The sequence below is a fragment of the Streptomyces sp. NPDC085931 genome (assembly GCF_044540565.1).
Classification (GTDB): Bacteria; Actinomycetota; Actinomycetes; order Streptomycetales; family Streptomycetaceae; genus Streptomyces.
The window spans coordinates 283,277-306,635 of sequence record NZ_JBITSK010000001.1 but is presented as its reverse complement, the minus strand read 5'-3'; the positions used below and the strand labels follow the sequence as shown (position 1 = coordinate 306,635).

17 protein-coding genes are annotated in these 23,359 nt (G+C 73.1%); 12 read left to right on the top strand and 5 right to left on the bottom strand.

What is annotated here, in order from left to right:
* Window positions 1-134 precede the first annotated feature (134 nt).
* Together ACIGAN_RS01275 and ACIGAN_RS01270 are read right to left on the bottom strand one after the other, a co-directional pair.
* Window positions 135-1,703 carry an alpha/beta fold hydrolase gene (locus ACIGAN_RS01275; RefSeq protein ID WP_399854374.1) on the bottom strand — a complete coding sequence of 523 codons (1,569 nt, stop codon included), beginning with the start codon at window positions 1,701-1,703 and terminating at the stop codon, window positions 135-137.
* A 116-nt stretch (window positions 1,704-1,819) separates the two neighbouring features.
* On the bottom strand, window positions 1,820-2,584 hold the full coding sequence (locus ACIGAN_RS01270) for a hypothetical protein (RefSeq protein ID WP_399854373.1): 765 nt from the start codon (window positions 2,582-2,584) through the stop codon (window positions 1,820-1,822).
* Window positions 2,585-2,688: 104 nt separating this feature from the next.
* Here ACIGAN_RS01270 and ggt point away from each other — a divergent pair, with 104 nt between their 5' ends.
* Window positions 2,689-4,488, top strand: coding sequence for a gamma-glutamyltransferase (ggt, locus tag ACIGAN_RS01265; protein WP_399854372.1), 1,800 nt, complete (start codon window positions 2,689-2,691; stop codon window positions 4,486-4,488).
* Between the two features lie 47 nt (window positions 4,489-4,535).
* Here ggt and ACIGAN_RS01260 read toward each other — a convergent pair whose 3' ends face one another.
* A complete protein-coding gene (locus tag ACIGAN_RS01260; protein ID WP_399854371.1) occupies window positions 4,536-7,058 on the bottom strand; it encodes an ATP-dependent Clp protease ATP-binding subunit in 2,523 nt (840 codons plus the stop codon).
* A 180-nt stretch (window positions 7,059-7,238) separates the two neighbouring features.
* Window positions 7,239-8,006, bottom strand: coding sequence for a type I methionyl aminopeptidase (map, locus tag ACIGAN_RS01255; RefSeq protein WP_365087066.1), 768 nt, complete (start codon window positions 8,004-8,006; stop codon window positions 7,239-7,241).
* Window positions 8,007-8,038: 32 nt separating this feature from the next.
* On the opposite strand from map, the gene ACIGAN_RS01250 reads away from it, so the two are divergent.
* The 9 genes from ACIGAN_RS01250 (at window position 8,039) to ACIGAN_RS01210 (ending at window position 19,417) form a co-directional block, all read left to right on the top strand.
* Window positions 8,039-8,290: a helix-turn-helix domain-containing protein gene (locus ACIGAN_RS01250; RefSeq protein WP_351349502.1), complete on the top strand. Its 252-nt coding sequence runs from the start codon at window positions 8,039-8,041 to the stop codon at window positions 8,288-8,290.
* A 109-nt stretch (window positions 8,291-8,399) separates the two neighbouring features.
* A complete protein-coding gene (locus ACIGAN_RS01245) occupies window positions 8,400-10,322 on the top strand; it encodes a hypothetical protein (protein ID WP_399854370.1) in 1,923 nt (640 codons plus the stop codon).
* Window positions 10,323-10,492: 170 nt separating this feature from the next.
* On the top strand, window positions 10,493-11,335 hold the full coding sequence (locus ACIGAN_RS01240; RefSeq protein WP_365087062.1) for a nitrilase-related carbon-nitrogen hydrolase: 843 nt from the start codon (window positions 10,493-10,495) through the stop codon (window positions 11,333-11,335).
* Window positions 11,332-12,618 carry an aspartate aminotransferase family protein gene (locus tag ACIGAN_RS01235; RefSeq protein ID WP_365087060.1) on the top strand — a complete coding sequence of 429 codons (1,287 nt, stop codon included), beginning with the start codon at window positions 11,332-11,334 and terminating at the stop codon, window positions 12,616-12,618. Before ACIGAN_RS01240 ends, ACIGAN_RS01235 begins: the two co-directional genes overlap by 4 nt.
* A 27-nt stretch (window positions 12,619-12,645) precedes the next feature.
* Window positions 12,646-14,253 (top strand): PucR family transcriptional regulator, encoded by a 1,608-nt coding sequence (locus tag ACIGAN_RS01230; RefSeq protein WP_399854369.1) that lies wholly within the window; start codon window positions 12,646-12,648, stop codon window positions 14,251-14,253.
* Window positions 14,254-14,408: 155 nt separating this feature from the next.
* The gene (locus ACIGAN_RS01225; RefSeq protein ID WP_399854368.1) at window positions 14,409-15,251 is read left to right on the top strand and encodes a nitrilase-related carbon-nitrogen hydrolase; all 843 of its coding nucleotides are present in this window, start codon (window positions 14,409-14,411) and stop codon (window positions 15,249-15,251) included.
* A gap of 89 nt (window positions 15,252-15,340) precedes the next feature.
* A complete protein-coding gene (hydA, locus tag ACIGAN_RS01220) occupies window positions 15,341-16,726 on the top strand; it encodes a dihydropyrimidinase (protein WP_399854367.1) in 1,386 nt (461 codons plus the stop codon).
* A gap of 11 nt (window positions 16,727-16,737) precedes the next feature.
* Window positions 16,738-17,760: a TIGR03842 family LLM class F420-dependent oxidoreductase gene (locus ACIGAN_RS01215; RefSeq protein ID WP_399854366.1), complete on the top strand. Its 1,023-nt coding sequence runs from the start codon at window positions 16,738-16,740 to the stop codon at window positions 17,758-17,760.
* Window positions 17,761-17,887: 127 nt separating this feature from the next.
* The gene (locus ACIGAN_RS01210) at window positions 17,888-19,417 is read left to right on the top strand and encodes an NCS1 family nucleobase:cation symporter-1 (RefSeq protein WP_399854365.1); all 1,530 of its coding nucleotides are present in this window, start codon (window positions 17,888-17,890) and stop codon (window positions 19,415-19,417) included.
* Between the two features lie 44 nt (window positions 19,418-19,461).
* On the opposite strand, the gene ACIGAN_RS01205 is transcribed toward ACIGAN_RS01210, so the two are convergent.
* Entirely contained in the window at window positions 19,462-20,133 is a 672-nt protein-coding gene (locus ACIGAN_RS01205; protein WP_399854364.1) for a hypothetical protein, read from the bottom strand.
* A 266-nt stretch (window positions 20,134-20,399) separates the two neighbouring features.
* On the opposite strand from ACIGAN_RS01205, the gene ACIGAN_RS01200 reads away from it, so the two are divergent.
* Both ACIGAN_RS01200 and ACIGAN_RS01195 read left to right on the top strand, forming a co-directional pair.
* Entirely contained in the window at window positions 20,400-22,226 is a 1,827-nt protein-coding gene (locus ACIGAN_RS01200; protein ID WP_399854363.1) for a gamma-glutamyltransferase family protein, read from the top strand.
* A gap of 131 nt (window positions 22,227-22,357) precedes the next feature.
* Window positions 22,358-23,203, top strand: a complete 846-nt coding sequence (locus tag ACIGAN_RS01195; protein ID WP_365097844.1) for an inositol monophosphatase family protein — start codon at window positions 22,358-22,360, stop codon at window positions 23,201-23,203.
* The last annotated feature ends 156 nt before the right edge of the window (window positions 23,204-23,359 follow it).

Below are 23,359 nucleotides of genomic sequence, written 5' to 3'. Positions count from 1 at the left end.
CCGCCGATCCGTTCGGGGTGAACAGACCGCCCGCCCGGTCCGCGGGGCGCCACCCGCCGGGCGCGGCCCCCGCGGCACCAGGCCACGGGGGCGGTGGTTCACATCGGCCAGGCCCGTCCGGCGGCAGCCGGAGATCACTGCTCGCGCAGCGGAACCGACACGTACGACGGGTCGTTCGCCGGCGAGGAGAAGGTCAGCTGCGCGCCGGACGGGTTGTGCTCGATGTAGAGCGGGTCGACCGTGTCGACGACCAGGGCGAGGCGATGCCCGGCCGGGACGTCGTAGGCCGTGGAGTACAGCTCCAGGTCGACGCCGAACGGCTTCCCGGGGGTGCGCCCGTGGAAGGTGTACGGCGCGTGGGAGACCAGCTTGCCGAGGCCGAGCGGCCCCACGTCGTACAGGTAGGCGACGAGGGTGCCGCTCTCCTCGGTCGGGGTGAGGGTGGTGTGCAACCGGGCCGTGCCGCGCACCTGCCGGGCCGTGGCGTACGGCTCGGACTGCCACACGGCGGCCCAGCGGCGGGGGAGCAGCGGGATCGAGGCCGTCGGGGGCAGCTGGGCCACCTGGTCGAGGATGCTGGAGAGGAAGACGACTCCGCCGTCCGCGCCCGAGTTGACGTTCGTGTGGATGGTCCTGGAGCCCGCGAGGGTGATCTTCCGCTCGTCCGCCCCGACCGACTTCCAGTCCGGGTAGCCCTCGTAGCCGCCCGCGGCGCGGGACTTGAGCTGGACGGGCTGCTCGCGGTCGATGCCGTTGTCCACGCCCCGCAGGTGGTGGTCGAACCAGCGCTCGGTGTCCTTCCACACGTCGTTGGGCAGCCCGAACAGACCGGTCAGCTCGGCGGTGGCGTGGTCGCCGGGCCGCATCTCCAGCCGCTTGGGGCCGGTCAGCTTCTCGTAGAAGTCGGCGTACTGGTTGGGCGGGAAGATCGAGTCGCCCCAGGCGTTGGTGAGCAGGACCGCCGTGCCGTTGTCGTTGATCCGGTCGACGTACGTCGTGGCAGAACGTTTCTTCCCCCAGGCGATGAGTTCCGGCTCCTTCGCCAGGACGGAGCCGTAGAAGTCGTCGAAGACCTGGCGGAGTTCGGCGCCCTGGCGGCCCGTGACGATGCTCGCGCCGTCCAGCAGGGCGGCCGCCTGGACGTGCTGGGTGCGCCCGGCGTAGATCGAGCCGATCAGGTCGGCCCAGCCGCTCAGCGAGGCGACGGCTCTGACGCGCCGGTCGTGCGCGGCGGTGAGCAGGCTGATGCCGGCGCCGTAGGAGACGCCCGCCATGCCGACGCGTCCGGCGTCGGAGGGGGTGTGCGCGAGCGCCCAGTCGATGACCTTCGAGGCGTCGGCGACGTCGGGCGGGCCCGCCACCTCGATCTCGCCGCCCGACTGCCAGAAGCCGCGCACGTTGTAGGTGACGACGACGTACCCGGAGTCGGCGAGCTTCTGGGCCTGGGCGAGGTACTCGATCTGGGGCAGGCCCCAGCTGGTGGGCAGGACGAGCAGCGGGTAGCGGCGCGTGCCGTCGGCGCCGGCCGGGGTGACGACGTTGGCCTTGAGGACGGTGCCGCCGTCCCCGCTGATGTCGACGAAGCGGACGGGGTGCGGTGCCGCCTGGGCGGTGGGGGCGATTCCGAGGGCGGTTCCGGCGACCAGGGTCGCCGAGACGGCGCCTACGGCGGTGGTGCGCAGGGCCTTGCGGTGGGGTCCCACGGGTCACTCCTCACTCGTGTCAGTGCAAAGTGACCGAACGGTAACCGCGCCCCCTTACCGGGGGTAACCCGTCGGTAAGTTACGCGCCGGTAACGATTGTTGATCCGTGGAGGACGTCAGGAGGCGCGGTGTGTGTTGCGTGGTGCCGCTCCCGAGGGGGCGGGCAGCGCGGTCTGCGCCGCGCGCGTCACGTCCGCCACGAGCTCGACGACGTCCGGCCCGTACGCCTGCGAGTTGATCACCTTCAGCAGCAGCACGAACGAGCCCTTGCCGTACCTGCGGGTCAGCCGCTCGTGGTTGCGCGCGAGATAGCGGGTGGCGGCCTGGTTGGCGATCGACGTCTGGCCGCAGAAGAGGAAGACCGGGCGGATGTCGTGGGTGCGGTCCGCGGTGAGGCGGGCCAGCAGCGCGTACTCCTCCCGGCCGTGCTCCACGCGGTAGCGCTCCGCGCCCACCAGGAACGACCACCGGTCCGGACCCGGTTCGGCGTCCACGTTGACCCGCACACCCGGCAGCAGCGAGGACAGGTGGGCCGCCATCCGCCGGTTGGACGCCGGGCCGCCGACGCAGAACTCGGTGCGCTCGCCGAAGCCCTGACGCGCCGTGTCGTGCGGGAGGATCTGGGCGTGGGCGTTGCAGTCCTTGATCAGGGCGGCCAGTTCGAGCAGCGCGAACACGTCGTAGCGCATCACCGCGAACTCCGGCCCCGCCGCGCCCCGGTTCACCACCAGCAGGGACTCGGAGTTGTCCGGCAGCCCGAAGAACGCCTGCTTCCGGCGCAGTCTGCGCCGGTACAGGAAGGTGCGGGCCACCCAGCCGAGCGCGGCGCTCAGGCCCGCCGCTATCACGCCCAGGACGATGTTGCGCACGTCGTCATTCATGGGCGCGCATGGTAGCGGTCCGGGCGGACACGCGTTCGGTGTGCTCCTGACGAGGCCATGGCGATGAATTAAGCTGCGCGGACTGCCTTTGCCTGGAGGTGCGGATGCGTCGCCCTGTCGCGCGGAATCTGACGGTCCTGGCGGTCTCGGCCGCCGTGGTGGCTTCGGTGGGGGCGGCGGCGCCACCCGCCGCGCAGAGCCCCGGCGGAGAGAAGACCCCCCTGGCGGTCGGCTACGGCGGCGCGGTCTCCAGCGTCGACCCGGACGCCTCCGCCGCCGGTATCGAGGTCCTGAAGAAGGGCGGCAACGCCGTCGACGCGGCCGTCGCCACGGCCGCGGCCCTCGGCGTCACCGAGCCCTACTCCGCCGGGATCGGCGGGGGCGGCTACTTCGTCTACTACGACGCCCGCTCCCGCACGGTCCGCACCATCGACGGCCGTGAGACCGCCCCCTTGAGCGCCGACGAGAACCTCTTCGTCGAGAACGGCAAGCCCGTTCCCTTCGCCGAGGCCGTCAGCAGCGGCCTGAGCGTCGGCACGCCCGGCACGCCCGCCACCTGGCAGGCGGCCCTCGACCGGTGGGGCAGCAAGCGGCTCGCGAGCGTCCTGAAGCCGGCCGAGCGCCTGGCCCGCGACGGCTTCACGGTCGACGAGACCTTCCGCGCGCAGACCGCCTCCAACGAGGCTCGCTTCCGCCACTTCCCGGACACCGCCGAGCTGTTCCTGCCCGGCGGGCTGCTGCCGGAGGTCGGCTCCACCTTCAAGAACCCCGACCTCGCCCGTACCTACGCGGAGTTGGCGCGCAAGGGCGTCGGCGAGCTCTACCACGGCCGGCTCGGCCGGGAGGTCGTCGAGACGGTGAACAAGCCGCCGGTGGACCCCGGCTCCGGCTGGAACGCCCGGCCCGGCGACCTGTCCCCGCGGGACCTGGCCGCCTACCGCACCAGGCTCCAGGCGCCCAGCCGGACCTCGTACCGCGGCCTCGGCGTCTACTCCATGGCGCCGTCCTCCTCCGGTGGCACGACGGTCGGCGAGGCGCTCAACATCCTGGAGCGGACCGACCTGTCGAAGGCCGGCCGGGCGGCCTATCTGCACCGGTTCATCGAGGCGAGCCGGATCGCGTTCGCCGACCGGGGCCGCTGGGTGGGCGACCCCGCGTTCGAGGACGTGCCGACGAAGGAACTGCTGTCGCAGCGGTTCGCCGACTCGCGCGCGTGCCTCATCAGGGACGACGCGGTGCTCACCAGCCCCGTGGCGCCCGGCGATCCGCGCCACCCGCGGGCCTGCGACGCCGGAGGCACGGCCGCTCCCACCACCTACGAGGGCGACAGCACCACGCATCTGACCGTGGCCGACAAGTGGGGCAACGTCGTGTCCTACACCCTCACCATCGAGCAGACGGGCGGCAGCGGGATCACCGTGCCGGGCCGTGGCTTCCTCCTCAACAACGAGCTGACGGACTTCTCCTTCACCCCGGCGAACCCCGCGGTGCACGACCCGAACCTGCCCGGGCCGGGCAAGCGGCCGCGCTCCTCCATGGCGCCGACGATCGTGCTCGACCGGCACGACAGGCCGGTGGTGGCGCTGGGCTCGCCGGGCGGGGCGACGATCATCACGACCGTGCTGCAGACCCTCACCGGGTTCCTCGACCGGGGGCTGCCGCTCGTCGACGCGATCGCGGCGCCCCGGGCCAGCCAGCGCAACGCCGCGCAGACCGAGCTGGAACCCGGGCTCGACCCGGACGTGAGGCGGCAACTGGAGGCCATCGGTCACTCGTTCAAGGCGAACCCGGAGATCGGAGCGGCCACGGGCGTGCAGCGGCTGCCCGGCGGCAAGTGGCTGGCGGCCGCGGAGACCGTGCGGCGGGGCGGCGGGTCGGCGATGGTGGTGCGGCCCGCGCGTTGAGTGCCGGGTACGGATCGGCGGGGGCCGGTCGCGCGGGTCCCCGCGCCCTAACGGGGCGCGGTACCGAACGCGAGCCGGCCGTCCCGCACGTCCACGGTCACCCGGCCGCCCTCCGCGACCCTGCCGTCCAGCAGCAGGCGTGACAGTTCGTTGTCGACCTCGCGCTGGATGGTGCGGCGCAGCGGGCGGGCGCCGTACTCCGGCTGGTAGCCGTGGTCGGCCAGCCATTCCACCGCGCGCTCGGTGAAGTCGACCGTGACGCCCTTGCTCCGGACCAGCGAGCGGGTGCGCTCCAGCAGCAGGTCGGTGATCCGGCGCAACTGCTGGGTGGTGAGCTGGCGGAAGACGACGATCTCGTCGATGCGGTTGAGGAACTCCGGGCGGAAGTGCTCGCGCAGCGGGCGCAGGATCTGCTCGCGGCGGGCCTCCTCGTCCGCGTCGGCGCCACCCGAGGCGAAGCCCACGGACCCGCCGCGGCGGGTGATCGCCTCGGAGCCGAGGTTGCTGGTCATGACGATGACCGTGTTGGTGAAGTCCACCGTGCGGCCCTGGGAGTCCGTCAGCCGGCCGTCGTCGAGCACCTGGAGCAGGATGTTGAAGACGTCCGGGTGGGCCTTCTCCACCTCGTCCAGCAGCAGCAGCGAGTACGGGTGGCGGCGGACGACCTCGGTGAGCTGGCCCGCCTCCTCGTGGCCGACGTAACCGGGCGGGGCGCCGACCAGCCGGCTGACCGTGTGGCGCTCCTGGTACTCGCTCATGTCGAGGCGGACCATGCGGTCCTCGCTGCCGAACAGCGCCTCCGCCAGGGCCCGGGCCAGCTCGGTCTTGCCGACGCCCGTCGGGCCCAGGAACAGGAAGCTGCCGATCGGGCGGTCGGGGGCGGCGAGCCCGGCGCGCGAGCGCAGCACCGCGTCGGCGACGACCCGCACGGCCTCGTCCTGGCCGACGACCCGCTCGTGCAGATGCTCCTCCAGGCCCAGCAGACGGTCCTTCTCCTCCTGCGTGAGACTGCTGACCGGGATGCCCGTCTGCCGGGACACCACCTCGGCGATCGCCTCGGCGCCGACCACCAGGTCCTGGCCCTCGTCGACCTCGCCGTCGCCGCCGGCGTCGGTGATCCGCTGCTTGACGTCCACGATCCGGTCGCGCAACTGGCTGGCCTGCTCGTACTGCTCGTCCGCCACGGCCTGGTCCTTGTCGCGGATCAGCTGCTCCAGCTCCCGCTCCAGGGCCCGCACGTCCGTGCCCTTGGTCCGCGCCCGCAGCCGCACCCGGGCACCGGCCTGGTCGATCAGGTCGATCGCCTTGTCGGGCAGACGGCGGTCGGTGAGATAGCGGTCGGACAGCTCCACGGCCGCCACCAGCGCCTCGTCGGTGTAGCGGACCTGGTGGTGGGCCTCGTAGCGGTCCCGCAGACCGCGCAGGATCTCGATCGCGTCGGCGGGGGTCGGCTCCGGCACCATGATGGGCTGGAAGCGGCGGGCCAGGGCCGCGTCCTTCTCGATCCGGCGGTACTCCTCCAGTGTGGTGGCGCCCACGATGTGCAGCTCGCCCCGCGCGAGGGCGGGCTTGAGGATGTTGCCCGCGTCCATGGAGCTGCCGTCGCCGCCCCCGGCACCGGCGCCCACGACCGTGTGCAGCTCGTCGATGAAGATGATCAACTGGTCGGAGTGGGCGCGGATCTCACCGACGATGGTGTTCATCCGCTCCTCGAAGTCACCCCGGTAGCGGGTCCCCGCGACCACACCCGTCAGGTCCAGGGCGACCACCCGGCGCCCGGTCAGCACGTCGGGCACGTCCCCCTCGGAGATGCGCTGGGCCAGGCCCTCCACGATGGCTGTCTTGCCGACGCCCGCGTCACCGATCAGCACCGGGTTGTTCTTGCCGCGCCGGGACAGGACCTCGACGGTCTGCTCGATCTCCTCGTCCCGGCCGATCACCGGGTCGATCCGGCCCTGCCGGGCCAGGTCGGTGAGGTCGCGGCCGTACTTGTCGAGGGTCGGCGTGTTCGTCGCGCGCGGCCGTTCGGCCTGGGGTGCCTCGGGCGCCTCCGGCGGGCTGGAGGGCGCGAAGCGGGCCGCGTTGAGGATGTGCCCGGCGGCCGAGTCCGGGTTCGAGGCGAGCGCGCTGAGCACGTGCTCCGGGCCGATGTAGCCGTAGCCGCGGGCCCGGGCCATGTCGTGCGCGTCGAGCAGGGCGCGCTTGGCGGCCGGGGTGAGGGAGAGCGCGGTCGGCGGTGGCGCGTCGTCCGGGGAGTGCTGGGCCGGGCCCGAGCGTTCGTCGATCTGGGAGGCCAGCGAGTCCGGGTCGGCGCCTGCCTTGCTCAGCAGCGTCCGGGTGGGTTCCGTGGCGAGCGCCGCCCGCAGCAGGTGTTGCGTGTCGAGGTCCCGGCTGCCGTGCTCGGCGGCGTACTGGGCGGCGCCGCGGACGAGTTCCCGGGCCGGCTGGCTGAGCAGCCGGCCCAGGTCGATCTGCCGGGGACCGGGACGCGGTCCGCCGAAGAAGCGTGCGAGGAATTCTCCGAAGGGGTCCGAGCCGTAGCCCTCCGGGCTGCTGAAGCCGCTGCTCATGGGCCTTCCGTTCCCGGCGTCCCCGGCGCCCGGGCGGGGGACGCCCTCGCTGGTCGACGTGCCGGGGTCGGGTAACCCGGGTGGCAGCCCGTTACACCTGGGGCGCGCTCGTAGAACACCTTCGCACGATCGCCGGCAAGGGGCACCTTCGGGACATGTCGGGGCAGGGGCCGGCGGAGGTCAGCGTGCGGTCAGGATCCGCGGGCCCGCGTCCGTGATCGCCACCGTGTGCTCGGCGTGGGCCGCGCGCGATCCGTCATTGGTCTTCAGGGTCCAGCCGTCGGGGGCCGCGTGGTAGTCGTCCGTGCCGCCCGCGACGACCATGGGCTCGATCGCCAGCACCATGCCGTGCCGCAGCCGCATGCCGCGTCCCGGACGCCCCTCGTTCGGCACCCCCGGGTCCTCGTGCATCCGGCGGCCGATGCCGTGGCCGCCGAAGCCGTCGGGGATGCCGTAGCCGGCGGAGCGGCAGACCGTGCCGATCGCGTGGGCGATGTCGCCGATGCGGTTGCCGACGACGGCCGCCTCGATGCCGGCCGCGAGGGCCCGCTCGGCGGTCTCGATCAGGCGCAGATCCGCCTCGCGCGGGGTGCCGACGACGAAGCTCAGCGCGGAGTCGCCGACCCAGCCGCCCAGTTCGGCGCCGAAGTCGATGGACACGAGGTCGCCGTCGCGCAGCCGGTAGCGGGTCGGGATGCCGTGCACGATCGCGTCGTTCACCGACACGCACAGGACGGCGGGGAAGGGGGTCGGCGCGAAGGACGGCCGGTACCCGAGGAAGGGCGAGGTCGCGCCCGCCTCGCGCAGTACGTCGTGTGCCACCTCGTCCAGTTCCAGCAGGGAGACGCCCACGTCGGCGGCCTTCTGCGCGGCCGTCAGCGCGCGGGCGACGACCTGTCCCGCCTCGTACATGGCATCGATCGATGTGTCTGTCTTGAGCTCCACCATGCCAATTACTATACCGGTATTAGAATGGGGGCATGGTGCGCACCCCTCTCACCCCCGAAGAGCGCGAACGCGGCGAGCGGCTGGGCAAGCTGCTGCGCGAGGCGCGCGGCGACCGGAGCATGACCGAGGTCGCGGCGAGCGCGGGCATCTCCGCCGAGACCCTCCGCAAGATCGAGACCGGCCGAGCCCCGACCCCGGCCTTCTTCACGGTGGCCGCGCTGGCCGGCGCGCTCGGTCTGTCGATGGACGACCTGGCCGGGCAGTGCGTGCTCGTGCCGCTCTGACCGGCCCCCGCAGGCGCCCGCTCCGCGGGGGAAAACTCCCCGTAGCACCGCTGTAACACGACTGGTGTTGCCTACGGGGCGGAGTGCTCCGGTCGGCGGGAGTTGAGCGATGACGGCGGATCAACTCCCGGCCGCGGTGCGGGAGTTCGCGAACTACCTGGACGGTCTCCTGGCGCGCCTCGACGCGTCCGGCGGCTGGTGCGCGGTGTTCTGGCAGCGGGATGCGGAGGGCATGCGTGCCTGTCTCGACGGGCGCGAGGTGCCGCCCTGGGACGTGGTGGAGTCCCTGCTGGGGGACCTGGCCGTGCGGTACGGCCCGGGACGCGCCGGCCCGGAGACCGAACACGCCCGCTTCCTGCACGCCGCCGCGCTCGCCGCGTACGACAGCCGGCCGGGTGGCCGCGAGGCGCTGGACGACCGTCTCGACGTCATGCTCCGCGAACAGAAGTTCGCCGCGGAACGCCAGGCCTCCCTGGCCCGCCAGCTGACCTCGGCCACCACGCGCGACCGGGCGGACGCCCTCCGCCGGGACCTGGCCTGGGCCCGCGACGACCACGCACGCGCGACCGCGCGGTGCGCGGAACTGCGGACCCGGATGTCCTGCGCCGACCGTCGCGGGCCGCGGGCACCCGAGGGGGAGTGGGGCGAGACCGCCGGTCCGCACGGCGCCGACGGGGCCGGACAGGACCGTGGGGACGGCGGCAGGACGGTGTCCGGGGCTGGGGTGCCCGTGGCTGGGCGCGGTGCTCCGGGCGACGGGAGGGCGGTGTCCGGGCCCGGGGGCACGGCTCGCGACGGCGCCGGTGGCCCCGAGGGTGGGCGTCTGACCCGGCAGCGTACGGCGAGCGGGACCGAACCACGGGACGCCGCCGCGGGAGGCGTGAGCGTCTCCGCCCCTCTCGAAGCGCCGGACGCGTTCACTGCTCGGACTGCCGCTCCGGCCGCTTCGCAGTCGTACGGCGTTGGGGCCGCTCCGGCCGCCTCGGACGCGTTCACCGTTCCGGCCGCCGCCCCGGCCGCTTCGGAGTTGTACGGCGTTCGGGCCGCCCCGGTCGCGCCGGACGCGTACACCGTTCCGGCTCCTGCCTCGGCCGCTCCGGACGCGTTCACTGCTCCGGCCCCTGCTCCGGCCGCCTCGGACGCGTTCACCGTTCCGGCCGCTCCGGAGCCGTACGGCATTCAGACTGCCACCCCGGCCGCACCCGGTCCCGGTCCGGCTTCTCGGCCCGCGCCCGCCCACTCCCCGCCGCCGAGCACCCCGCCGCCGGGCACCCCGCAACCCGCTGCCCCCCGAGCGCGCAGACGCCGGCGCGGCGGTGCCCGCTTCGCCGGAGCCGTCGAGGAGGACGTCACACCCGGCGTGGCGCCCGCCGTCGTGCCGCCCCTGCCCGCGCCCGCCGCGCCGGCAGGCGGACGCACGCCCCGCGGTGCCCGGTTCGCCGGGGCCGCCGAGGAGGTGGTTGTCGAGCGTCCGGCCGGGGAGGACCTCGCGGCGGCCGGGGACGCCGACCGGGACGAGGTCGCGCGGGTCGTCGAGACGCTGGCGCGGCTGCGGGGCCAGGGGCGCAGCGGCGAGGCGCACGCCCTGCTGGTCGAGGCCGCCGCCTGGGAGCCCGCCCGGTTCCCGCTGCTCGCGCAGTCGCTGCATCGTGCCGACCTGGGCGCCGACTGGCAGACCCTGCTCTGGGAGGCCGCCTCGCTGCCCGCCGGGCGGCTGGTCGCCGCCGCCGACGCCCTGGCCGCGGCCGGGCGCACGGGCGACGCGCGGCAGCTGCTGCGGCAGGGCGTCGCGCGCCCGCCCGGCGATATCGGCCGGGCCGTCCTCGGGCTGGCCGACGAGGGGCGGCTGCGTGAGGTGCGCGCGTTGCTCGGCGCCTACGTCACGGCCCGCACCCCCGAAGAGGCCGCCCGCTGCGCCGGCCCCGACCCGCAGCGCCTCGTGCCGCTCCTGCTGGAGGCCGCCGCGGGCGTGTCCGACGAGCGCCGCTGGGACCTCGTGCACGCGCTCCGGGTCGCCGGGCACCCCGTCTGACCGGCGCGGCCGTGGCCCCCGCGACTCACCCACCGGAGTGCGAATCGCGCGATGCCCCGCGGGTTGGTGACGATGGTCTTGGCAAGCCCGGTCACGAGGCTTACGTTCGTGGCTCCACGTCCCGCTTCTACGGGCGTAGAGGCGCAGACGTCGCGTCGAAGGAGCAGCTCATGGCCAACGTCGTACGTGCCGCTCTGGTCCAGGCCACCTGGACCGGCGACACCGAGTCCATGGTGGCGAAACACGAGGAGCACGCCCGCGAGGCGGCCCGCCGGGGCGCGAAGATCATCGGGTTCCAGGAAGTCTTCAACAGCCCCTACTTCTGCCAGGTCGAGGAGCCGGAGCACTACCGCTGGGCCGAGCCCGTCCCCGACGGGCCGACCGTGCGGCGGATGCGGGCGCTCGCCCGCGAGACCGGCCTGGTCGTCGTCGCGCCGGTGTTCGAGGCCGAGCAGCCCGGCTTCTACTACAACACCGCGGCCGTGATCGACGCCGACGGCAGTTACCTCGGCAAGTACCGCAAGCACCACATCCCCCAGCTGAAGGGCTTCCGCGAGAAGTACTACTTCAAGCCCGGCAACCTCGGCTGGCCCGTCTTCGACACCGCCGTCGGCAAGGTCGGCGTCTACATCTGCTACGACCGCCACTTCCCGGAGGGCTGGCGCGAACTCGGCCTGGCCGGCGCCCAGCTGGTCTACAACCCCTCCGCCACCCACCGCAGCCTGTCGGCCCACCTGTGGCGGCTGGAGCAGCCCGCCGCGGCCGTCGCCAACGGCTACTACATCGCCGCGATCAACCGCGTCGGGCAGGAGGAGTACGGCGACAACGACTTCTACGGCACGAGCTACTTCGTCGACCCGCGCGGGCAGTTCGTGGGGGACGTCGCCAGCGACAGCAAGGAGGAGCTCGTGGTCCGGGACATCGACCTCGACCTGATCGAGGAGGTGCGGCAGACGTGGGCCTTCTACCGCGACCGCCGCCCCGACGCCTACGAAGGGCTGGTGCGGCCGTGACCCATGACCTGCTGGGCCGCCACCGGGCCGTGCTCCCCGACTGGCTCGCCCTCTACTACGAGGAGCCGATCGAGATCACCCACGGCGAGGGCCGCCACGTCTGGGACGCCGAGGGCAACCGCTACCTCGACTTCTTCGGCGGCATCCTCACCACCATGACCGCGCACGCCCTGCCCGAGGTGACCAAGGCGGTGAGCGAGCAGGCCGGGCGGATCATCCACTCCTCGACCCTCTACCTCAACCGCCCCATGGTCGAACTGGCCGAGCGTATCGCCCAGTTGAGCGGCATCCCGGACGCCCGGGTGTTCTTCACCACCTCCGGCACCGAGGCCAACGACACGGCCCTGCTGCTCGCCACGACGTACCGGCGCAGCAACACGGTGCTGGCCATGCGCAACAGCTACCACGGCCGTTCCTTCAGCTCCGTCGGCATCACCGGCAACCGCGGCTGGTCCCCGACCTCGCTGTCCCCGCTGCAGACGCTGTACGTGCACGGCGGCGTGCGCACCCGCGGCCCGTACGCCGAGCTGAGCGACGGCGACTTCATCGCGGCCTGCGTGGACGACCTGGTCGACCTGCTCGGCCACACCCGCCCGCCGGCCGCGCTGATCGCCGAGCCCATCCAGGGCGTCGGCGGCTTCACCTCCCCGCCGGACGGGCTCTACGCCGCCTTCCGCGAGGTGCTGCACGAGCGCGGCATCCTGTGGATCGCCGACGAGGTGCAGACCGGCTGGGGCCGCACCGGCGAGCACTTCTGGGGCTGGCAGGCCCACGGGCAGCACGGACCGCCGGACATCATGACCTTCGCCAAGGGCATCGGCAACGGCATGTCCATCGGCGGGGTCGTCGCCCGCTCCGAGATCATGAACTGCCTGGACTCCAACAGCATCTCCACCTTCGGCGGCACGCAGATCACCATGGCGGCGGGCCTCGCCAACCTCACCTACCTGCTGGAGCACGACCTCCAGGGCAACGCCCGGCGCGTCGGCGGCCTGCTCATCGAGCGGCTGCGCGCTGCCGCCGCCCAGGTCCCGGCCGTCCGGGAGGTCCGCGGCCGCGGCCTCATGATCGGCGTCGAGATCACCAGGCCCGGCACCGACGAGGCCGATCCGGCGACCGCGGCGGCCGTCCTGGAAGCGGCCCGCGAGGGCGGTCTGCTCATCGGCAAGGGCGGCGGCCACAACACCAGTGCGCTGCGGATCGCCCCGCCGCTGTCCCTGAACGTCGCGGAGGCCGAGGAGGGCGCCGCGATCCTCGAAGACGCTCTGAGGAGCATCCCGTAGCGGTGGACCGACCAAGGGAACCGTCACATGACCATCACCCCGGACTCCCTCGAACCGGCCCTGTCCGTCCGGCAGGTCCTCACCCTGGAACGGGTGCTCGCCGGGGAGCCCGAGGTGGTGGCCGGGGCGAGCCATCTCGACCGGCCCGTCCGGTGGGTGCACGTGGCGGAGGCCGCCGACGTCGGCGTCATGCTCAGCGGCGGCGAGATGGTCCTCACCACCGGGGTGCTGCTCGCCGGCGACGAGGACAAGCAGGCCGAGTACGTCCGCTCGCTGCACCGCGCCGAGGCGGCGGCGGTCGTCCTCGGGCTCGGCCGGGCCTTCCCCGCCCCGCCGGACGTGATGCGCCGGGCCGCCGAGCGGTGCGGGCTGCCGATGGTCGTCCTGCACCGGCCCTTCCCCTTCGCCGAACTGACCGAGGAGGTGCAGTCGCGGCTGGTGCGGCGCAAGTTCGCCGCCGTCAGCCTCTCCGAGGCCGTCCGTACCGAGCTCACCGCCCTCATCACCGCGGGCGCCCCGCTCCAGCGCCTGCTCGACGAGGTCGCCCGGCACGCCGCCTGCCCGGTCGTCGTCACCAACCTCGCCCACCGCGTCCTCGGCACGGCGGGGGAGCGCCCGGCCGTCGACGACGTGCTGCGCGACTGGGAGCGCATCGCCCGGCAGGCATGGGGCCACCGCCCAGGCCCTCCGGGCACCGGGGCAGGCCGCGCGGGCGACGGCTGGATCCGGGCCGAACTGGGCGGGCGCGGGGAGCGCTGGGGGCGGATCGTGCTGTGCGGCTACCGCGGCGACACCGCCACCGGACGGCTGCTGGCCGACCGCGCCGCCGAGGCCCTCGTCCTGCACCGCATGCTCGCCGGCGGCGCCGCCTGCTCCTGGGAGGAGCAGTCCGCGCAGAGCCTGCTGACCGACCTCGTCAGCGGCGTCGTACCGGCGCGGCAGCTGCTGCCCCGGGCCCGGGCGGCCGGACTGCCGGTCAACCGGCGGACGTTCGTGCCGCTGGTCGTCCGCGACGGCGACCCCGTCCGGCTGGACCGGCTGCTGCGGCTGCTCGGCCTGTCCGGTCTCGTGGCCGAACTGGCCGACGGGGCCACCGCGGTGCTGCTCAGCCTCGCCCGCGACCAGGACGCGGACGCCCTCGCCGCGCATTTCGCGACCCGGCTGCGCACCCAGTCCGGCACGGACGGCACGGACGGCACGGTCGTCGCGGCGGCCGAGCCCCGGCTCGCCTGGGACGACGTGCCCACCGGTCTGCGCGAGGCGCAGCACGTCGCGGACGCCGTCGCCGACTCCTCCGCCGCCCTCGACCTGCCCCCGGTGGTCCGCCTCAGGGACGTCCACCTGCGCGGGCTGATCCGCCTGCTGCGCGACGACCCGCACGTGCAGTCCTTCGCGGAGCGGGAACTGGACGGGCTGCTGTGCGCGGCGGACGAGGACCTGCTGTCCGTGCTGCGCACCTATCTCGCCACCGGCCGCAACAAGTCCCGCACCGCCCAGCTCCACCACGTCTCGCGGCCGGCCCTCTACCGCCGGCTGGAGGCGATACAGGTCCGCCTCGGGGTGGACCTCGACGACTTCGAGCAGGCCGCCTCGGTGCACATCGCACTTCTCGCGCACGACGCGCAACAGCAGTGAAACACGCAACCACCTGGGATGACGGCGGTGAAACATGGGCCCGCAGCACAGTGACACGGTGGCACGCCGCACGCCCCGGGACGTGACACGGTGCCACTCAACGACGACGTCCCGGCTTCCTAGGCTCACGGCACACCGAGCGACCGGAGGTCCCGATGAGCCGAGTGATCCGTGCCGCCGTCTTCCAGACCGCCTGGACCGGCGACAAGGAGTCGATGATCCAGGTCCACGAGCAGGCGGCCCGCGACGCCGCCGCCCAGGGCGCCCAAGTCCTGTGCTTCCAGGAGCTGTTCTACGGCCCGTACTTCTGCCAGGTGCAGGACCCGGCCTTCTACGAGTACGCCGAGCGGATCCCCGAGGGCCCGATCGTCCGCCGCTTCCAGACCCTCGCGAAGGAACTGCGCCTCGTGCTGGTGCTGCCGATGTACGAGGAGGAACAGCCCGGCGTCCTCTACAACACCGCCGCCGTGATCGACGCGGACGGCTCCTACCTCGGCAAGTACCGCAAGACCCACATCCCGCAAGTGCGGGGATTCTGGGAGAAGTTCTACTTCCGCCCGGGCAACTCCGGCTGGCCCGTGTTCGACACGGCGGCCGGCAGGATCGGTGTCTACATCTGCTACGACCGGCACTTCCCGGAGGGCTGGCGGGCGCTGGGCCTCGCGGGCGCCGAACTCGTCTTCAACCCCTCGGCCACCTCCCGGGGCCTGTCCGGCTACCTCTGGCAGCTGGAACAGCCGGCGGCCGCCGTGGCCAACGAGTACTTCGTCGGCGCGATCAACCGGGTCGGCGTCGAGGAGTACGGCGACAACGACTTCTACGGCACCTCGTACTTCGTCGACCCGGAGGCCCGGTTCGTCGGCGAGGTGGCGAGCGACAAGGAACCCGAACTGGTCGTCCGCGACCTGGACCTGTCCAGGCTCCGCGAGGTCCGCGACCGCTGGCAGTTCTACCGGGACCGGGCTCCCGCGGCCTACGGCCCGCTGACGGACCGCTAGGGGCACGGGGCTGTATCCGCCATGCGGCTGCCGCCGCGCGCGCGACCGGCCACGACGAATCCGCACGCACCCACAGTGAGGAGCGCCCGATGACCCGAACACTGATCCACGGCGGTCTCGTCATCACAGCTTCCGACGAAGTCCACGCCGACGTCCTGATCGAAGACGGCCGCATCGCCGCCCTGGCCGCGCCCGGAGTCCTGACCGCCGACCGCACGATCGACGCCACCGGAAAGTACGTCATCCCCGGCGGCGTCGACGCCCACACCCACATGGAGCTGCCCTTCGGCGGCACCTTCGCCTCCGACACGTTCGAGACCGGCACCCGGGCCGCCGCCTGGGGCGGCACCACGACGATCATCGACTTCGCGGTGCAGAGCGTCGGCCACGGTCTGCGCGAGGGCCTGGACGCCTGGCACGCCAAGGCCGAGGGCAACTGCGCGATCGACTACGGCTTTCACATGATCGTCTCCGACGTCGACGAGGAGACGCTCAAGGAGATGGACCTGCTGGTCGAGGAGGGCGTCACCTCCTTCAAGCAGTTCATGGCCTACCCGGGCGTCTTCTACAGCGACGACGGCCAGATCCTGCGCGCCATGCAGCGCTCCGCCGACAACGGCGGCCTGATCATGATGCACGCCGAGAACGGCATCGCCATCGACGTCCTGGTCGAACAGGCCCTGGCCCGCGGCGAGACCGACCCGCGCTACCACGGCGAGGTCCGCAAGGCGCTGCTGGAGGCCGAGGCCACCCACCGCGCCATCCGGCTCGCCCAGGTCGCCGGCGCCCCCCTCTACGTCGTGCACGTCTCGGCGATGGAGGCCGTCGCCGAACTGGCCCGGGCCCGCGACGAAGGGCTGCCCGTCTTCGGCGAGACCTGCCCGCAGTACCTGTTCCTGTCCACCGACAACCTCGCCGAGCCGGACTTCGAGGGCGCCAAGTACGTGTGCAGCACACCCCTGCGGCCCCGCGAGCACCAGGCGAAGCTCTGGCAGGGGCTGCGCACGAACGACCTCCAGGTCGTCTCCACCGACCACTGCCCCTTCTGCTTCACCGGCCAGAAGGAACTCGGCCGCGGCGACTTCTCCAAGATCCCCAACGGCCTGCCGGGCGTGGAGAACCGTATGGACCTCCTCCACCAGGCCGTCGTCGACGGGCACATCAGCCGCCGCCGCTGGATCGAGATCGCCTGCGCCACCCCGGCCCGCATGTTCGGCCTCTACCCGAAGAAGGGCACCATCGCGCCCGGCGCCGACGCCGACGTCGTGATCTACGACCCGCACGCCGAGCAGGTCATCTCGGCCGAGACCCACCACATGAACGTGGACTACTCGGCGTACGAGGGCCGGCGGGTCACCGGCCGGGTCGAGACGGTGCTCTCCCGCGGCGTCCCCGTCGTCACCGACCGGGAGTACACCGGGCGCGCCGGGCACGGCGTCTTCACCCCGCGTTCGACCTGTCAGTACCTCGACTAGGAGTGGTGGACATGGACTTCGGACTCGTCCTGCAGACCGATCCGCCGGCCTCGCGGGTGATCAGCCTGATGAAGCGCGCGGAACGCAACGGCTTCACCCACGGCTGGACCTTCGACTCCGCCGTGCTGTGGCAGGAGCCGTTCGTGATCTACAGCCAGATCCTGGCCAACACCACGAAGCTCAAGGTCGGGCCGATGGTGACCAATCCGGGCACCCGCACCTGGGAGGTCACCGCCTCCACCTTCGCCACCCTCAACGACATGTTCGGCAACCGCACCGTCTGCGGCATCGGCCGCGGCGACTCCGCGATGCGCGTGGCCGGACGCAAACCCAACACGCTGGCCCGGATCAGCGACGCCATGCGGGTCATCCGGGACCTCGGCAGCGGCCGGGAGGCCGACCTCGGCGGCGGCAGCGTCGTGCGGTTCCCGTGGATCAGGCCGGGGGCGGAACTGCCCGTCTGGATGGCCGCGTACGGGCCCAAGGCGCTGAAGATGGCCGGTGAGGAGGCGGACGGCTTCATCCTGCAACTGGCCGACCTGTACCTGACCGAGTACATGGTCAAGGCCGTCAAGGACGCGGCCCTCGCCGCCGGACGCGACCCGTCGGAGGTGACCGTCTGCGTGGCCGCCCCCGCCTACGTCACCGACGACGACTCGCCCGAGGCGCTCGCCCACGCACGCGAGCAGTGCCGCTGGTTCGGCGGCATGGTCGGCAACCACGTGGCCGACCTGGTGTCCAAGTACGGCGAGCACTCGGCCGCCGTCCCCGACGAACTCACCGCCTACATCAAGGCCCGCGAGGGCTACGACTACTCCCACCACGGCCGGGCCGGCAACCCGGACACCCGGTTCGTGCCCGACGAGATCGTCGACCGGTTCTGCCTGATCGGCCCCGTCGAGCGGCACATCGAGAAGTTGAACGCCCTGCGCGCCCTCGGCGTCGACCAGTTCGCCGTCTACGACATGCACGACGCGCAGGAGGCCGTGATCGACGCCTACGGATCCCGGGTGATCCCGGCGGTCGACGGCTGACGTCCCCACCCCCGTGACCTCCCCCTTCCCCCGGCCCGGGAAGGGGGCGCAGGACGCCCCGAGCGCACCCCCCGTCGGCCTCACCCGCACGGCCATTCCCGTCCCGCCTCCCCGATTGGCCCGGCCCATGACCGATACCGCTCCCACGGCCACACCGCCGACCACCCAAGTCACCCTCGCCGACGGCCGCGTGGAGATCGCCCCGGGCGCCCCCGCGCCGAGCGGTCCCTACGCCAACGACGACCTGCTGCCGGTCCCGGTCGCCCGGCGCACCTGGACCACGTACAACTTCTCCGCCCTGTGGGTCGGCATGGCCCACAACACCGCCTCCTGGACGCTGGCCTCCGGGCTCATCGCCGTCGGCATGGACTGGAAGCAGGCGGTGCTCACCATCGCCCTGGCCAACGTCATCGTGCTGATACCGATGCTGCTCACCGGGCACGCCGGGCCCAAGTACGGCATACCCTTCCCGGTCTTCGCCCGGGCCTCCTTCGGCATCCGCGGTGCCAACCTGCCCGCCGTCGTACGGGCATTGGTGGCGTGCGGCTGGTTCGGCATCCAGACCTGGATCGGCGGCGAGGCCATCTACTTCCTGGCCGGCAAGCTCATCGGGACCGGCTGGACGGACGCGTCGAAGGTCGGCGGCCACGCCTGGACCATGTGGCTGTCGTTCGCGATCTTCTGGGCGTTGCAGGTCGTCATCATCTACCGGGGCATGGAGACGATCCGCCGCTTCGAGAACTGGGCGGCGCCCTTCGTCCTCGTCGGCGCGTTCGTGATGCTGTGGTGGATGAGCGACAAGGCGGGCGGCTTCGGGCCGCTGTTCGACCAGCCGTCGAAGCTGGGCTGGGGCGCCGACTTCTGGACGCTGTTCGCCCCCGCCCTGATGGGCATGATCGGCTTTTGGTCCACGCTGTCGCTGAACATCCCCGACTTCACCCGCTACGGCAGGAGCCAGAAGGCGCAGACCCGGGGCCAGGCCCTCGGCCTGCCGACCACCATGACGCTGTTCGCCTTCCTGTCGGTGATGGTCACCTCCGGAAGCCAGGCCGTCTACGGCGAGGCCGTCTGGGACCCGGTGCAACTCGCCGCCAAGACCGACAACACGGTGGGCCTGCTCTTCGCCCTGGTCACCGTCCTGGTGGCGACCCTGTCCGTGAACGTCGCGGCCAACCTGGTCTCCCCGGCGTTCGACTTCTCCAACATCGCGCCCCGGCGCGTCAGTTTCCGGGCCGGCGCCCTCGCCACCTGCGTCCTCGGTGTGCTGATCTTCCCGTGGAAGCTGTACTCCGACCCGCAGGGCTACATCTTCACCTGGCTCGGCCTGGTCGGCGGCCTGCTCGGCACCGTCGCGGGCATCCTCATCGCCGACTACTGGATCCTGCGCCGCTCCCGCCTCGACCTCGCCGACCTGTACCGCCCGGGCGGCCGCTACTGGTACGAGGGCGGCTGGAACTGGCGGGCCGTGGTCGCCTTCGCGGCCGGCGGCGTCCTCGCCGTCGGCGGCGCGAACTTCAAGCCGCTGATCGACGGCCGTCCCGTCCCGGCACTGGCCGATCTGGCCGACTACGGCTGGGCCGTGGGACTGGGCACCTCGATGGTGCTGTACCTGCTGCTGATGGCGCCGCGCGCACGCGCGGCGCGCCGAGCGGGGTGACCGCCGCGCCGGAGGGCGGGGTGACCGCCGCGCCGGAGGGCGCTTCAGCCCTTCTCGCTCTCCAGCGCGGCCACCGCCTCCTTCGCGGCCTTGATGGCGCCCTTGTTGATGGTGTCCGTGTCCGGCGCCTTCTTCGACTCGAAGTCGCTGCCGTTGTAGGTGATCGTCACCAGCGCGTTGGAGGCCCGCGCGATCACGACGCCCTCCCGGGTCTGCTGCCCGTCCTCGGTGGTGAGGCCGACGACGGAGTACGCGCTGTCACCCAGGCCGGGGACGGCCCCGCCGCCGCCTCGGCGCTCCACTTGTTCCCGGTACGACTTCTCGGCCGCCTCGTCCGACGCCATCACCTCGTAGGACACGTCGAGCCAGCGGTAGTCGTAGCCCTTGAGCGCGTTCCACGAACACGTACGGCGCACCTCGGAGTCCGTGGACGGGATCTCCTTGCCGGTCGTCTTCGCGCCGGGCACCAGCGACGTGACGGTCTTCTCGGCGACGCTCTCGCAGGGCGCCGGTGCCGCCGCGTACGTCTTCGGCGCGGCCGACGTCGAGGGAGCGGCGACGGACCGGGTCTCGGCCTTGTCCTGGGCGGCCGGCCTGTGCTCGGCGGCCGTCGGCGCGGCCAGGGGACCGGACGACAGCGCCCAGCCCGCCGCGGCGAGCACGGCCACCGGCGACAGGCGGGCGGTCAGGGCCAGGGGCAGGGGTAGGGAACGCACGGCGCCCTTCTCGTGGGGGACGGACGGTGCGGAACAGGTCCGCACGGCGGACGGGACGACAGTGTCACACGAGTCCCCGCGGGGCGGAAGGGCGAACTCGCTGCGTGGCCGCGCGGTGACGGTGCCTCACCACGGACGCCAGCGATCGCGGTGGTTCACGCGGCCGGAGGGGCATGTGCGCACCCGCGCCGGCGTCCGGGTTTTGTCGGGGCCGCGACAGGGGGAGGGGGACGAGTGGCGCACGACGACGAGAGGTGACGAGCCGCGTGTTCACGACCCGCCCCACCCTCCAGGGCACCTTCGGCATGGTCTCCTCCACCCACTGGCTCGCCTCCCAGACGGCGATGGCCGTGCTGGAGGACGGCGGCAACGCCTGCGACGCCGCCGTCGCGGGCGGTTTCGTGCTGCAGGTCGTCGAACCCCATCTCAACGGCCCGGCCGGCGAGGTGCCCCTGCTGTACGCCCCGCCCGACGGCGAGGTGCGGGTGCTGTGCGGGCAGGGCGTCGCCCCCGCCGGAGCGACCGTCGCGCACTACCGCGGCCTCGGCCTGGACCTCGTCCCCGGCACCGGACCGCTCGCCGCCGCCGTTCCCGGCGCCTTCGACGCCTGGGCGCTGCTGCTGCGCGACCACGGCACCAGGACCCTCGACGACGTGCTGAAGTACGCCATCGGCTACGCCGAGCACGGCCACCCGCCCGTGGAGCGCCTCGGCCAGACCGTCGACACCGTCCGGGAACTGTTCGCGACCGAGTGGACCTCCTCGGCGGAGGTCTACCTGCCCGGCGGCGAGGCACCCCGGCCGGGGAAGCTGTTCCGCAACCCCGCGCTCGCCGCCACCTGGAAGCGGCTGCTCGCCGAGACCGCCACGGCCGGGGACCGGGAGGCGCGGATCGACGCGGCACGGCAGGTCTGGCGCACCGGATTCATCGCCGAGGCCCTCGTCCGGCAGGCCGCCCGCCCCACCCTCGACACCAGCGGCACCCACCACACCGGCACCCTCACCGCCGCCGACCTCGCCGCCTGGTCCGCGACCTGGGAGAGCCCGGCGACGTACGACTGGAACGGCTGGACCGTGTGCAAACCCGGCCCCTGGAGCCAGGGCCCGGTCCTCCTGCAGCAGCTCGCCCTGCTTCCGCCCGAACTGCCCCCGTACGGCTCGGCCGACTACGTCCACCTCCTCGTCGAGGGCTGCAAGCTCGCCATGGCCGACCGGGAGGCCTGGTACGGGGACGCCGCCGACGTGCCGCTCGACGACCTGCTGTCCGCCGCGTACAACACCGCCCGCCGCGCCCTCGTCGGTGAGCGGGCCGAGCACGATCTGCGGCCCGGCACCCCCGGCGGACGCACCCCCCGCCTGAGCGCGCACGCGCGCGTGGCCGCCGCCGCGCAAGAGGGCTTCGACGCCCTCGGCATCGGCGAACCCACGGTCGCGAAACTGCCCACCTCGCCCGTGCCCGGCGAACCGGAGATCCTCCCCGACGGCAGCACCCGGGGCGACACCTGCCACCTCGACGTCGTCGACCGCTGGGGCACCATGGTCTCCGCCACCCCCAGCGGCGGCTGGCTCCAGTCCAACCCCGTCGTGCCCGAACTCGGCTTCCCGCTCGGCACCCGGCTGCAGATGACCTGGCTGGAGGAAGGCCTGCCCGGCACCCTCACCCCGGGCCGCCGCCCCCGCACCACCCTGTCCCCGTCGATCGCGCTGCGCGACGGCGTGCCCGTCCTGGCGTTCGGCACCCCCGGCGGCGACCAGCAGGACCAGTGGCAGCTGCACTTCCTGCTGGCCCTCGCACGGCGCCCCCGGGTCCGCGGCGGGCTCGACCTGCAGGGCGCGATCGACGCCCCGAACTGGCACAACGACGGCTTCCCCGGCTCCTTCTACCCGCGCGGCATGCGCCCGGGCAGCGTGACCGTGGAGGCCCGCACCGACCCGGCCGTCGTCGCGGAGCTGCGGCGGCGCGGCCACGAGGTGACCGTCGGCGCCCCCTGGTCGGAGGGCCGGCTCTGCGCGGTCGCGCGGGACCCGGCCACGGGCGTGCTGTCGGCGGCGGCGAACCCGCGGGGCATGCAGGGGTACGCGGTCGGCCGGTGACCGCGCCCCCGCGCACGCCGGAGCCCACCGCGAGGCACCCGGGGGCGGCGCACCCCGGGTGTTCACCGTGAGGCCACCCGGGGTGCACCCCGCGGGTGGGGATTGTCAGTGGCGCGTGTTGTGATGGAGGGGTGATCGACAGCAACGAAACCATCGAAGAGTTTCTCGCCCGGCACGCCTCCGACGTCGAAGAGGCGATCCGCAAGGCCGCGGCCACGGAGATCCTGCCGCGCTGGCGCCGCCTCGCCGCGCACGAGATCGACCAGAAGGCCGGACCGCACGACCTGGTGACCGACGCCGACCGCAAGGCCGAGCTGTACCTGACCGAGGCGCTGACCGCCCTGCTGCCCGGCTCGGCCGTGGTGGGCGAGGAGGCGGTCCACGCCAACCCCGCCTCCTACGAGGCGATCCGCGGCGACGCCCCGGTGTGGATCGTCGACCCGGTCGACGGCACCCGGCAGTTCGTGCGCGGCGAGGCCGGATTCTGCACCCTGGTCGCCCTGGCCCACGGTGGCACCCTCCTCGCCTCCTGGACCTACGCCCCCGCCCGCGACCGGCTGGCCACCGCCCAGCGGGGCAAGGGCGCCTACCTCGACGGCGAGCGGCTGTTCGCCGGCGTCCCCGAGCCCGGCCGCGACCTGCGCGTGGCCACCTCCCACCCGGACTACACGACGGAGGAGCAGAAGCACGCCCTGCTCGGCCTGCGCACCGAGGGCGTGGCACCGCGCGCCTGCGGCTCGGCCGGCCTGGAGTACCTCGCCGTCGCCCGCGGCGAGTCGGACGCCACGGCCTTCTCCTGGGAGGCGGCCTGGGACCACGCGGCCGGTCTGCTCCTCGTCGAGGAGGCGGGCGGCGCCCATCTGACCCTGACCGGCGAGCCGTTCCGCATCACGGGCGGCAACGCCCTGCCGTTCACCGCGGCCCGGGACGCGGCCACGGCCCGCCGCGTCGCGGGGCTGCTGGCGGGCGGCGCCTGACGGCCCAAGTCGTTGCGTGGTGCGCACAGATGATGACCCTGCGTGCGCGAGGCGGAGCCGTCACCGTCGCAAACCGGTCGTCCCGGACGGATCTCCCCCGCGGCCGGTGACTGTCCGTCCCCGGGCATATCCTGATCCCCAGTGGCCATCGGCTGA